Origin of the sequence: Piscinibacter sp. (assembly GCF_050175855.1) — a bacterium.
Lineage (GTDB): Bacteria > Pseudomonadota > Gammaproteobacteria > Burkholderiales > Burkholderiaceae_C > Piscinibacter.
Genome location: NZ_JBFXIO010000139.1, coordinates 1 through 11,415, shown reverse-complemented (window position 1 = coordinate 11,415; position 11,415 = coordinate 1). Strand labels below are relative to the sequence as shown.

The window sequence follows — 11,415 nt, the reverse complement described above, 5'->3', positions numbered from 1 at the left end:
GCGCCTGGGGCAGCCCTACTTCTACGACGGCGGCATGGGCGAAGGCAGCCAGCACCTCAACGTGCGCGTGGCCGCGCTCTACCTCTCCTACGGCGAGGCCGAGTCGCCGCAGACCATGCTCGTGCAGGTGGCGCGCAGCCGCGCCAGCCGCGAGCAGCTGGCGCGCAGCATCCTCGTCGACACCGCACTGCCGCTGTCGGTGCTGATCGCGCTGATGTCGATGATCGTCTGGGCCGGCATCCGCGCCGGCCTGGCGCCGCTGGCACGCATGCGCGCGCTGGTGGAAGGCCGTGCGCCCAACGACCTGGCGCCGCTGGAACTGCAGTCCGCGCCGCGCGAAGTGCACGCCCTGGCCAAGGCGGTGAACACGCTGCTGGCCGCGGTGCACGAGAGCGTCAGCGTGCAGCGGCGCTTCATCAGCGACGCCGCGCACCAGCTGCGCACGCCGCTGGCCGGGCTGAAGAGCCAGACCGAGCTGGCGCTCAACGAGACCACCGATCCCGCGCTGCGCGCGCGACTGCAGCGGGTGCACGAGAGCGCCACGCGCAGCGCCCACCTCGTCAACCAGCTGCTGACGCTGGCCCGCGCCGAGCCGGAGTCGGCTGCGGCACAGGGACGTGCGCGCGTCGAGCTGCTCAAGCTGGCCGGTGAAGTGACGGCCGAGTGGGTGCCCAAGGCACGCCAGTCCGGCATCGACCTCGGCTTCGAGGACGGCGACGGATCGCCGGTGCTGGTGTCGGGCAACGCCCTGCTGCTGCGCGAGGCGATCGCCAACCTGATCGACAACGCGATCCGCTACGCCGGTCGCAGTGCTTCCGTGACCGTGCGCGTGCGCACACTGGGGCCGGATGCGCAGATCGAGGTAGAAGACGACGGCCCGGGCATCGCGCCGGCCGACCGGGAGCGCGTCTTCGAGCGCTTCGCCCGCGCCACGATGCAGGGCGACGGCTGCGGCCTCGGCCTGCCGATCGTGCGCGAGATCGCGCAGCGCCACGGCGGCCAGGTGAGCCTCGAAGGCGCGGCGCCCAAGGGCTTACGCGTGCTGCTGCGGCTGCCGCGCCTGCCGGCCTGATTCGGCCTGACTCGCCTGACCCTAGGGTAAGTCCGGGGTGAACGTGGCCTTGCCGTAACCTTAACGCCTCTTTAACATCCGGTCCGCTTGATTCAACAAGCTGAACATTTCCTAAACCGGATCCTGAGGAGACACGCATGTCCATGACCCGCATTTCCCTGTCGCTGGCCGCCGCCGGCCTGATGAGCGCCAGCCTGGCCCAGGCCGGCGAGGTCGAGGTGCTGCACTGGTGGACGTCGGGCGGCGAGGCCAAGGCCGCCGCCGAGCTGAAGGCGACGATGCAGAAGAAGGGTCACACCTGGAAGGACTTCGCGGTCGCCGGTGGCGGCGGCGATTCGGCGATGACGGTGCTGAAGTCGCGCGTGGTCTCGGGCAACGCCCCGGCCGCCGCGCAGATCAAGGGCCCGTCCATCCAGGAGTGGGCGCGCGAAGGCGTCCTGGCCAACATGGACGACGTGGCCAAGGCCGAGAAATGGGACGAACTGCTGCCCAAGGCGATCGCCGACGGCCTCAAGTACAAGGGCAACTACGTGGCCGCGCCGGTGAACGTGCACCGCGTCAACTGGCTGTGGGCCAACCCCGAAGCCTTCAAGAAGGCCGGCGCCAAGCTGCCGACCTCCTGGGACGAGTTCTTCGTCGCCGCGGAAGCCCTGAAGAAGGCCGGCATCATCCCGGTGGCCCACGGCGGCCAGAACTGGCAAGACTTCACCACCTTCGAGAGCGTGGCGCTCGGCGTCGGCGGGGCCGACTTCTACAAGAAGGCGCTGGTGCAGCTCGACGCCGGCTCGCTGAAGAGCCCGACGATGCTCAAGGTGCTCGACACCTTCAAGAAGGTGAAGGGCTACACCGACAAGAACGCCCCGGGCCGCGACTGGAACCTCGCCACGGCGATGGTCATCAAGGGCGAGGCCGGCATGCAGCTGATGGGCGACTGGGCCAAGGGCGAGTTCCTCGCCGCCGGCAAGGTGCCGGGCAAGGATTTCGCCTGCGTGGCCGCCCCGGGCACCGCCAGGAGCTACACCTACAACGTCGACAGCTTCGCCCTCTTCAAGCTGAAGAGCGCGGACAACCAGAAGGCGCAGAAGGACCTGGCCGCGGCGATCATGTCGCCCGAGTTCCAGGAGGTGTTCAACCTGAACAAGGGCTCGATTCCGGTTCGCCTGAACATGAAGCTCGACAAGTTCGACGAGTGCGCCAAGACCTCGTCGGCCGACTTCGTGGCCAGCTCCAAGGCCGGCTCGCTGGTGCCCTCGATCGCGCACGGCATGTCGGTGCCGTCGGCCGTCGAAGGCGCGATGAAGGACGTGGTCTCGCAGTTCTGGAACGACGACAAGATGACCTCGGCCCAGGCCATGGACAAGCTCGTCGCGGCGGCCAAGACCAAGTAAGCCGGTCGACGGCGGCAGCCCAGGGGCGCGGAGCGGGATGGCCGCGCCCCTTTCTCTTCCCGAGGATCACGACGCCATGAGCACGTCTACGGCTTCGGCTCGCCTGTCGGAATGGATGCCCAAGATCGTCTTGGCGCCTTCCTTCGTGCTGGCCTTCTTCTTCATCTACGGGCTGATGGCCTGGAACGGCTATCTCTCGCTGTCGGCCTCGCGGCTGCTGCCCAACTACGAGTTCGTCGGGCTCGAGCAGTACGAGACGCTGTTCGAGAGCGAGCGCTGGTGGGTGGCGCTGAAGAACCTGGCCATCTTCGGCGGCCTGTTCCTGTTCTTCGGCATGGCCATCGGGCTGCTGCTGGCCATCCTGCTCGACCAGAAGATCCGCGCCGAGGGCGTGCTGCGCACGATCTACCTCTACCCGATGGCGCTCTCCTTCATCGTCACCGGCACGGCCTGGAAGTGGATCCTCAACCCCGGCCTGGGCCTCGAGAAGGTGATGCACGAGTGGGGCTGGTCCAGCTTCAGCTTCGACTGGCTGGTCAACCCCGACCGCGCCATCTACACCATCGTGATCGCCGGCGTGTGGCAGAGCGCGGGCTTCGTGATGGCGCTGTTCCTCGCCGGCCTGCGCGGCATCGACGACTCGATCCTCAAGGCCGCGCAGATCGACGGCGCCAGCCTGCCGCGCATCTACTGGCGCATCATCATCCCCAGCCTGCGACCGGTGTTCTTCTCGACGCTGATGGTGCTGAGCCACCTGGCGATCAAGAGCTTCGACCTGGTGATGGCGCTGACCGCCGGCGGCCCCGGCTACGCCACCGACATGCCGGCCACCTTCATGTACACGATGGCCTTCTCGCGCGGGCAGATCGGCCTGGGCGCGGCCTCCGCGACGATCATGCTGGCCACCGTGGCGGCGATCGTCGTGCCCTACCTCTACTCCGAACTGAGGGCGCGCAAATGAGCACCGCCGTCCATCCGAACCGGCTCGACTGGCACAGGCTCGCCCTGTGGTCGGTTCTGCTGCTGTTCGCCGCCGTGTTCCTTCTGCCGATGTACGTGATGCTCACGACCTCGCTGAAGGACATGGAGCAGATCCGCAACGGCAACCTGCTGTCGCTGCCCACCGCGCCGACGCTGGCCGCCTGGAGCAAGGCCTGGAGCCACGCCTGCACCGGCATCGACTGCGGCGGCCTCAAGCCCTTCTTCATGAACTCGGTGGTGATGGTGATCCCCGCGGTGCTGGTCTCCACGCTGCTGGGCGCGATCAACGGCTACGTGCTGTCGAAGTGGCGCTTCAAGGGCAGCGAGCTGATGTTCGCTCTGATGCTGTTCGGCGTGTTCATGCCGATGCAGGTGGTGCTGCTGCCGATGAGCCAGGTGCTCGGCTGGCTGGGCATCGCCAGCTCGATCTGGGGGCTGATCCTGGTGCACATCATCGCCGGCCTGCCGTCCACCACGCTCTTCTTCCGCAACTACTACGTCGGCCTGCCCGACGAGCTGGTCAAGGCCGCGATGCTCGACGGCGCCGGCTTCTGGCGCATCTTCTGGCGGATCATCCTGCCGCTGTCCACGCCGATCACCGTGGTCACGCTGATCTGGCAGTTCACCAACATCTGGAACGACTTCCTCTACGGCATCGTGTTCACCGGCGCCGACAGCAAGCCGGTCACCGTGGGCCTGAACAACCTGGCCAACACCACGAGCTCGGTGAAGGAATACAACGTGGACATGGCCGCGGCGCTGATCGCGGGCCTGCCCACGCTGTTCGTCTACATCGTCGCAGGCAAGTATTTCGTGCGCGGGCTGACCGCCGGCGCCGTGAAGGGGTAATCCGTGGGCGCACTTTCCATCCGCAACGTCCGCCGCAGCTACGGCAACATCGACATCCTCAAGGGCATCGACATCGAGGTCGAGGCTGGCGACTTCCTCATCCTCGTCGGGCCTTCGGGCTGCGGCAAGAGCACGCTGCTCAACATCATCGCCGGGCTGGACAAGCCCACCTCCGGCACGGTGCACATCGACGGCCGCGACGTGACCCACGCGCTGCCCAAGGACCGCGACATCGCGATGGTGTTCCAGAGCTATGCGCTGTACCCGAACATGAACGTGGCACAGAACATCAGCTTCGGCCTGGAGATGCGCAACGTGCCCAAGCCCGAGCGCGAGGCGGCGATCGCGCGCGTCTCGAAGATGCTGCAGATCGAGCACCTGCTCGACCGCAAGCCGGGCCAGCTTTCCGGCGGCCAGCGCCAGCGCGTGGCGATGGGGCGAGCGCTGGCGCGCGACCCGGCGCTGTTCCTGTTCGACGAGCCGCTGTCCAACCTCGACGCCAAGCTGCGCGTGGAGATGCGCGCCGAGATCAAGCACCTGCACAACAAGGCGCAGGTGACGACGGTGTACGTGACGCACGACCAGGTCGAGGCGATGACGCTGGGCGACCACATCGCGGTGATGAAGGGCGGCGTGATCGAGCAGCTCGGTTCGCCCGACGACATCTACAGCCGCCCGGCCACCCGCTTCGTCGCCGAGTTCATCGGCTCGCCGGCGATGAACATCGTGGCCGGCCAGCGTGCCGCCAACGGCTTCGCCTCGCACGGCATCGACCTGGCGCTCGACGACGCGCAGCGTGCACAGATCGGCAACGGTCACCCCGACGGCATCCTCTACGGCCTGCGGCCCGAGGCCGTGCTGCTCGGCGACAGCGGCCTGCCCGGCACCATCAGCCTGATCGAACCCACCGGCCCGGAGACCTACGTGCTGGTGGATACGCCGATCGGCAAGATGATGGCGCGCGTGCCCGGCAAGGTGCACCAGCAGGCGGGTGAGACGGTGCACCTGCGCTGGTCGGCCCACGACGCCCACCTGTTCGACGCGAAGACCGAGCGGCGAGTGGCCTGAAACGCGGGAGGCGCGGCCGGCGCGTGCCGCGTAAACTGCCTCGCATCAAGGCAGTAGCTCCCGCTTCATGATCGATCACCTCGAAACCCTCGCTGCGCGCGTCGCGCCCGGCGACGTGCGCTGGACCTTGCGCGCCGTCGACGAGACCAGCGAAACCCTCAGCGTGCGCCAGGACGTGGCCGAGCCGCCGCAGCGCAGCCGCGATGCCGGCGTGATGGTCAGCGTGGCCGCCAGGGGTGGCCTCGGCCACGCCGCCACCGCTGACCTCGGCGAAGCCGGCCTGGCCGACGCCTTCGCCCGCGCCCGCGCGATGGCCGCCGCTGTGGCTGGCCGCATGGTGTTCGACCCGGCCGAATTGCCCGCCGCCGCCGAGCGGGGCCGCTACGACGGCGCCGTGCAGCGGCCGGTGAACGGCGCGCCGCTGCGCGAGCGGCTCGATCTGCTGCGCGAGGTGTGCGCCTCGGCGGCGGCCGACGAGCGCATCGTCGACCGCCACGCCAGCCTGCTGGCCGTGCAGGCCTCGCAGCTGCTGCTGACCAGCGAAGGCGGCCGCACCGAGCAGCACTGGCACGTGACCATGCCGCACGTGCAGGCCACGGCGCACGTCGACGGCGTGACGCAGACGCGTTCCTCGGCCGGCCAGTACAACGGCTTCTGCCAGCAAGGCGGGCTGGAGGTGCTGGAGCGCGCCAGCTTCCGCGGCGAAGGCGCGCGGGTGGCGGCCGAGGCGCTGGAGCTGGCGATGGCGCCGCCCTGCCCCGGCGGCGAGATGGACGTGCTGCTGATGCCCGACCAGATGATGCTGCAGATCCACGAGTCGATCGGCCATCCGCTCGAGCTCGACCGCATCCTCGGCGACGAACGCAACTTCGCCGGCACCAGCTTCGTCACGCTCGACATGTTCGGCCACTACGCCTACGGCAGCGAACTGCTCAATGTGAGCTACGACCCGACCCGCAGCGACGAACTGGCCAGCTTCGGCTTCGACGACGAGGGCCAGCTGGCACGGCGCACGCTGCTGATCGAGAACGGCATCCTCAAGCGCCCGCTGGGCGGCGCGGTGTCGTTGTCGCGGGCGCGCCGCCAGCGACCCGACCTGGAAGGCGTGGCCACCTCGCGCGCGGCGGGCTGGAACCGCGCCCCGATCGACCGCATGAGCAACCTGAACATCGAGCCGGGCCGCTCCACGCTCGACGAGATGATCGCCAGCATCGAGCTGGGGGTGATGATGCGCACCAACGTCTCGTGGAGCATCGACGACTCGCGCAACAAGTTCCAGTTCGGCTGCGAGTGGGGCCGCATGATCCGCAACGGCCGGCTGGCCGAGGTGGTGCGCGACCCCGGCTACCGCGGCATCAGCGCCACCTTCTGGCGCTCGCTGGCGATGGTGGGCGACGCCAGTACCTTCGAGGTGATGGGCACGCCCAACTGCGGCAAGGGCGAACCCTCGCAGGTGATCCGCGTCGGCCACGCTTCGCCGGCCTGCAGGTTCAGCCGCGTGGCGGTGGTAGGAGGCCACGCATGAGCGTCGTCACCCGTGAATACTTCGACGCGCTGGCCGATGCGGTCTGCACCGAGGCCCGGCCGGGCGAGCGCAGCTCGGTGCTGCTGAAGGCCGAGGCGTCGGACTTCATCCGCTTCAACCGCGCGGCGGTGCGGCAGGCCACGCAGGTGCAGCAGGCGCATGCCACCGTGGCGCTGACACGGGGCCTGCGCCGCGCCGAGGGCCGCGTGGCGCTCAGCGGCCAGCGCGAGGCGGATCTGGCGCTGCTGCGCGCCGAGCTGGCATCGCTGCGCGCATTGCTGCCCGAACTGAGCGACGACCCCTGGCTGCTGCTGCCCGAGACGGTCGTGCACAGCGAACGCCACGACCGCGGCTCGCTGCCCACGGCCGCGCAGGTGGTCGGCAGCGTGACCGAGGCCGCGCGCGGGCTGGACTTCGTCGGCTTCCACGCCAGCGGGCCGATGGTGCGCGCCTTCGCCGACAGCCTGGGCACGCGGCACTGGCACCATGTCGAGAACTTCCACACGGACTGGTGCCTCTACCACGCGGCCGACAAGGCGGTGAAGACTTCCTACGCCGGCGCGCGGTGGAGCGACGCGGCGTTCGCGGCCCGGGTGGCCGAGAGCGCGCAGCAGCTGGCCCTGGTGGCTCGGCCGCCTAAGACGCTGCAGCTCGGCGCCTACCGCGCCTGGCTGGCGCCGGCGGCGATGGCCGAGCTGCTCGGCACGCTCGGCTGGGGCGGCTTCGGCCTGAAGGCGCGGCGCACCGGCACTTCTTCGCTGATGCGGCTGGCGCACCGCGACGCGGTGCTCAGCCCGCAGTTCCACCTGTTCGAGCACACCGCGATGGGCAGCGCGCCGGGCTTCACCGCCGAGGGCTTCGCGCGCCCCGGGAAGGTGAGCCTGGTCGAGCGGGGCCTGGCCACGGGCACGCTGAACAACCCCCGCTCGGCGCGCGAGTACGGCGCCGAGGCCAACGGCGCGAATCCGTGGGAGATGCCGGAGTCGCTGTCGCTGCTGCCAGGCACGATCCGCGACGCGGAAGCGATGAAGGCGCTGGGCACCGGGCTGTGGGTCAGCAACCTCTGGTACCTGAACTACTCCGACCGGCAGGCCTGCCGCATGACCGGCATGACGCGCTTCGCCTGCCTGTGGGTGGAGGACGGCGAGCCGGTCGCGCCGCTGGGCGTGATGCGCTTCGACGATTCGTTCCTGCGCATGTTCGGCGAGGGACTGATGGGCCTGGGCGACCGCGCCGAGTTCATCCCCGAGAACGGCACCTACGAGGAACGCCACCTCGGCTCGCTGAGCACGCCCGGCGCGCTGGTCGACGGCTGGCGGCTGACGCTGTGACGAGCCCGCGCACCGCCGCGCTGCTGGAGCGCCTGGGGATTTCTCTGCCGATCCTGCAGGCGCCGATGGCGGGTGTGCAGGACCATCGTCTGGCGGTGGCCGTCGGCGAGGCCGGCGGCCTGGGCGCCCTGCCCGCGGCGATGCTGACGCTCGACGCGCTGCGCGGCGAACTGCAGGCGCTGCGCGCGACGACGGAGCACCCCTTCAACCTCAACTTCTTCTGTCACGTGCCGCCCGCGCCGGATGCGCAGCGCGAGGCCGACTGGCGGCAGGTGCTCGCGCCCTACCACGCCGAGGCGGGCATCGATGCGGCGGCCATTCCGGCCGGCGCCGGGCGCCAGCCGTTCAGCGCCGACGCCTGGGCCACGGTGGCGCCGTTCGCGCCGCCGGTGCTGAGCTTCCACTTCGGCCTGCCCTCACCGGACCTGCTCGCGCGCGTGAAGCACAGCGGCGCCTTCGTGCTGGCCTCGGCCACCACGGTCGACGAAGCCCTCTGGCTGGAGGCTCATGGCGCCGACGCGGTGATCGCGCAGGGCCTGGAGGCCGGCGGCCACCGCGGGCACTTCCTCGATGTCGATCCGGCCACGGCCCTGACACGGCAGATGGGCACCTTCGCGCTGCTGCCGCAGGTCGTGGCGGCGGTGCGCGTGCCGGTGATTGCCGCCGGCGGTATCGCCGATGCGCAGGGCGTCGCGACGGCGCTGGCGCTCGGCGCGGCGGCGGTGCAGGTCGGCACGGCGTACCTGCTGTGCCCCGAAGCCACGACCTCCGCCATCCACCGCGCGGCGCTGGCCAGCGATGCGGCCCAGCACACGGCACTGACCACGCTGTTCACCGGCCGGCCGGCGCGCGGCATCGTCAACCGGCTGATGCGCGAACTCGGCGCGATGAACCCGGCCGCACCGGCGTTTCCGCTGGCCACCGCGGCCATCGCACCGCTGCGCCAGTGGGCCGAGGCGCGCGGCAGCGGCGACTTCTCGCCGCTGTGGGCGGGGCAGAACACCCGCGGTTGCCGGGTGATTCCGGCCGGCGAACTGACGCGCGCGCTGGCGGTGCGGGTCTAGCAGAGGACCCTAGCGAGCCGGGGCGTCGGAGGGCTCGGCCTCGTCCGGCGCATCGGGCTCGAAGCGGTCGTCGGGCAGCTTGCTGCGCCGGCGCAGCACGACGATCAGCACGATCACGCCGCCGATCAGCAGCGCCGCCGGCCCGTACCAGAGCAGCGTGGTGGTCGACTTCACCGGCGGGCGGTAGAGCACGAAGTCGCCGTAGCGCTGCGTCATGTAGTCGAGGATCTGCGCCTCGCTCTTGCCCTGGCGCAGCATCTCGCGCACCTGGCCGCGCAGGTCCTGTGCCAGGTCGGCGTGCGAGTCGGCGATGGTCTGGTTCTGGCAGACCAGGCAGCGCAGCTCGGCGGAGATGCGCATCACCTTCGCCTCGAGCACCGGGTCGTCGGACGCGGGCGCCGCCTCCTTGGCGCTCACCACGAGCGGCAAGGCGAGGGTCAACGCCAGCAGCAGCCGGCGCAGCAGGGTCACGGCATTCACGGCGTCAGGCATTGAGTTCCTTCAGCAGCGGGGTGATCTTCTTCTCCAGCACCTCCGGCGTGAGCGGGCCGATGTGCTTGAAGCGGATGGTGCCCTGCTTGTCGACGACGAAGGTCTCGGGCACGCCGTAGACGCCCCAGTCGATGCCGACGCGGCCGTCGCCGTCGAACAGCGAGGCCTCGTAGGGGTTGCCCAGCTGGGTAAGGAACGCCATGCCGGCCGGCCGGGTGTCCTTGTAGTTCAGGCCGTAGACCGGCGCGAGCTTGCGCCGCGCCAGCTCCATCACCAGCGGGTGCTCCTCGCGGCAGGGCGCGCACCACGAGGCCCAGACGTTGAGCACCCAGACCTTGCCGAGCAGGTCGTCGCGCTTGAGCTTCTGGTCGGCCGCATCGAGCTTCGTCAGTTCGAAGGCGGGTGCCGGCTTGCCGATCAGCGGCGAAGGCACCTCGCGCGGGTTGAGGTTCAGCCCGACGGCGAGGAACCCCGCCAGCACGAGGAAGATGGCCAGCGGAATCAGGAACTTCAGCGACTTCAAGCCTTCGCCCCCATTGCCACCGTGGCCGGCTGCTCGCTCTTCACCTTGGCACGGTAGCGGCGGTCGCTGGCCGCCAGCAGGCCGCCGAGCGCCATCAGCGCGCAGCCGCCCCAGATCCATTGCACGAACGGCTTCACGTAGACGCGCACGATCCAGGCGCCGGCGCTGCCGGCCACCGGCTCGCCCAGCGAGATGTAGAGGTCGCGCGTCAGGCCCGGGCGGATGTCGGCCTCGGTCATCGGGTTCTGCTGCACCCGGTAGACACGCTTCTGCGGCTTCATGTCGAGGTAGTGCTGACCGTCGCGAGAGACCTCGATCAGGCCCTCGGCGGCGACGTAGTTCGGCCCCTGCACCTCACGGACGCCCTTGAAGGTGAAGGTATAGCCGCGGATCTCGGTGCTGTCGCCGATGTCCATCTTGACGTCTCGTTCGACCTCGTGGCCCCGGACCATCGTCACGCCGATGATGAAGGCCGCCACGCCGAGGTGCGCGACCATCATGCCCACCATGGCGCGGGGGAGGAGCTTGAGGCGTTCGACCGGGTTGCCGCCACGCACGCGCTCGAGCAGGTCGACGGCGACGGAGGCGATGATCCAGAAGGCCATCGCCAGGCCCAGCGTGGCGAGGAAGCCGATCTCGCCGGTGGACAGTTCGACCCCGATCGCCGCGGCGATCGCCACGCCCAGCGCCCAGCGCAGGCGCGTCCAGAGGTCGGGCACGGAGGTCTCCTTCCAGCGCGCCAGCGGGCCCACGCCCATCAGGAATACCAGCGGCGCCATCAGCGGCACGAACACGGTGTCGAAGTACGGCGGGCCGACCGAGATCTTGCCCAGGCCGAGCGCATCGAGCAGCAGCGGATACAGCGTGCCCAGCAGCACGGCGCCGGTGGCGGCCACCAGCAGCACGTTGTTGAACAGCAGCATCGACTCCTTGGAGATCAGCGCGAAACGTGCCCCCAGGCCCACCGACGGCGCGCGCCAGGCGTACAGCGCGAGCGAGGAGCCGATCACGATGACGAGGAAGGCGAGGATGAACAGGCCGCGCGTCGGGTCGGTGGCGAAGGCGTGCACCGAGCTCAGCACGCCCGAGCGCACGAGGAAGGTGCCGAGCAGCGACAGTAAA

The 11,415-nt window shown here is 69.8% G+C and carries 11 protein-coding genes; 8 read left to right on the top strand and 3 right to left on the bottom strand.

The features are described from left to right. From AB7U92_RS12360 to AB7U92_RS12325, 8 genes are all read left to right on the top strand, one after another. The coding region (locus AB7U92_RS12360; RefSeq protein WP_428576952.1) for an ATP-binding protein at positions 1-1,072 on the top strand (1,072 nt) is incomplete at its 5' end. Positions 1,073-1,215: 143 nt separating this feature from the next. Beyond that, complete coding sequence (locus AB7U92_RS12355; RefSeq protein ID WP_428576954.1) at positions 1,216-2,460, top strand: ABC transporter substrate-binding protein; 1,245 nt, start codon at positions 1,216-1,218, stop codon at positions 2,458-2,460. A 76-nt stretch (positions 2,461-2,536) separates the two neighbouring features. Beyond that, positions 2,537-3,421, top strand: a complete 885-nt coding sequence (locus tag AB7U92_RS12350) for a carbohydrate ABC transporter permease (protein WP_428576949.1) — start codon at positions 2,537-2,539, stop codon at positions 3,419-3,421. Next, positions 3,418-4,290 (top strand): carbohydrate ABC transporter permease, encoded by an 873-nt coding sequence (locus tag AB7U92_RS12345; protein WP_428576946.1) that lies wholly within the window; start codon positions 3,418-3,420, stop codon positions 4,288-4,290. The genes AB7U92_RS12350 and AB7U92_RS12345 overlap by 4 nt, the downstream gene beginning before the upstream one ends. Positions 4,291-4,293: 3 nt before the next feature. Beyond that, positions 4,294-5,358: an ABC transporter ATP-binding protein gene (locus tag AB7U92_RS12340; RefSeq protein WP_428576943.1), complete on the top strand. Its 1,065-nt coding sequence runs from the start codon at positions 4,294-4,296 to the stop codon at positions 5,356-5,358. Between the two features lie 67 nt (positions 5,359-5,425). Continuing rightward, a complete protein-coding gene (locus AB7U92_RS12335; RefSeq protein WP_428576940.1) occupies positions 5,426-6,883 on the top strand; it encodes a TldD/PmbA family protein in 1,458 nt (485 codons plus the stop codon). Next, positions 6,880-8,214 carry a metallopeptidase TldD-related protein gene (locus AB7U92_RS12330; RefSeq protein ID WP_428576937.1) on the top strand — a complete coding sequence of 445 codons (1,335 nt, stop codon included), beginning with the start codon at positions 6,880-6,882 and terminating at the stop codon, positions 8,212-8,214. Before AB7U92_RS12335 ends, AB7U92_RS12330 begins: the two co-directional genes overlap by 4 nt. Then, on the top strand, positions 8,211-9,278 hold the full coding sequence (locus AB7U92_RS12325; RefSeq protein WP_428576934.1) for an NAD(P)H-dependent flavin oxidoreductase: 1,068 nt from the start codon (positions 8,211-8,213) through the stop codon (positions 9,276-9,278). Before AB7U92_RS12330 ends, AB7U92_RS12325 begins: the two co-directional genes overlap by 4 nt. Positions 9,279-9,287: 9 nt before the next feature. On the opposite strand, the gene AB7U92_RS12320 is transcribed toward AB7U92_RS12325, so the two are convergent. The 3 genes from AB7U92_RS12320 to AB7U92_RS12310 form a co-directional block, all read right to left on the bottom strand. Further along, entirely contained in the window at positions 9,288-9,758 is a 471-nt protein-coding gene (locus tag AB7U92_RS12320) for a cytochrome c-type biogenesis protein (protein WP_428576931.1), read from the bottom strand. A gap of 4 nt (positions 9,759-9,762) precedes the next feature. Beyond that, on the bottom strand, positions 9,763-10,293 hold the full coding sequence (locus tag AB7U92_RS12315) for a DsbE family thiol:disulfide interchange protein (RefSeq protein WP_428576928.1): 531 nt from the start codon (positions 10,291-10,293) through the stop codon (positions 9,763-9,765). Then, a partial coding sequence (locus AB7U92_RS12310) for a heme lyase CcmF/NrfE family subunit (protein ID WP_428576925.1) occupies positions 10,290-11,415 on the bottom strand: 1,126 nt, incomplete at its 5' end. The genes AB7U92_RS12310 and AB7U92_RS12315, both read right to left, overlap by 4 nt.